The organism is Streptomyces carpinensis (genome assembly GCF_002154505.1).
In the GTDB taxonomy this organism is placed as follows: Bacteria; Actinomycetota; Actinomycetes; order Streptomycetales; family Streptomycetaceae; genus Streptomyces; species Streptomyces carpinensis.
On record NZ_MUBM01000741.1, the window covers coordinates 1 to 702 of the forward strand.

The following is a 702-nucleotide window of genomic DNA, read 5'->3' on the forward strand; positions in this document are numbered from 1 at the left end:
CCGGGGTGGCCGCCCCGATCGTCGGCGCGCGCACCGCGCAGCAGCTCACGGCGGCGTTGTCAGTGGAGGCGCTTAGTCTTCCTGACGAGATCTGCCGGGCGCTCGACGATGTGTCGGCGCCCGTGCACCGCTATCCCGATCACGACTGGAGCACGCTGTGAGCACGGAGCCGGAGACCACGGAGAGCACCGAGCCGGGGACCCCGGACACGGCGACACAGGACACCGCCCCGGGCAACGGCCCGGAGGCGGAGGGCACCGCCCGGGACACCGACGCGGCGACGGAGAACGAGGCCCGGCACGCCGGGGACGTGAAGGACGGCACGGACCCCGCGACGGGGCACGGGCCGGCCGAGGACACCGGCACCGACGGCCCGGACGACAAGGGCGGCACCGGCGACGCGGCGGCCGAGGAGACGGCCGCCGAGGGCGCCGCGCCCGCGGCCGAGATGTCCGAGGCCGAGGCCGAGCTCGCGGCCCAGCGGCTCGAGCGGGAGCGGATCGAGCGCCGGAAGGCGGAGAAGAAGGCTCCGATCGAGAGCGGCGGCAAGCTGAGCGGTACGGCGGCCGACCTGCTCGCGGCGGTGCGGGCGGTGGAGAGCGGGGCCAAGCCCCCGGCCACCGCGTTCGCCACGCACGAGCCGGAGCCGGTACGGCGCAGGCCCGCCCCGGAGCCGGTGCGGCGGCCGGGACCGGTGTCGGC

Annotated in this window: 2 pseudogenes; both read left to right on the forward strand. The window is 77.2% G+C overall.

The features are described 5' to 3' along the window. A pseudogene (locus BZY54_RS50090) lies at positions 1-161 on the forward strand (aldo/keto reductase); the annotation flags it as partial. Next, positions 158-702 (forward strand): annotated as a pseudogene (locus BZY54_RS48460) (DNA helicase RecD); the annotation flags it as partial. The pseudogenes BZY54_RS50090 and BZY54_RS48460, both read left to right, overlap by 4 nt.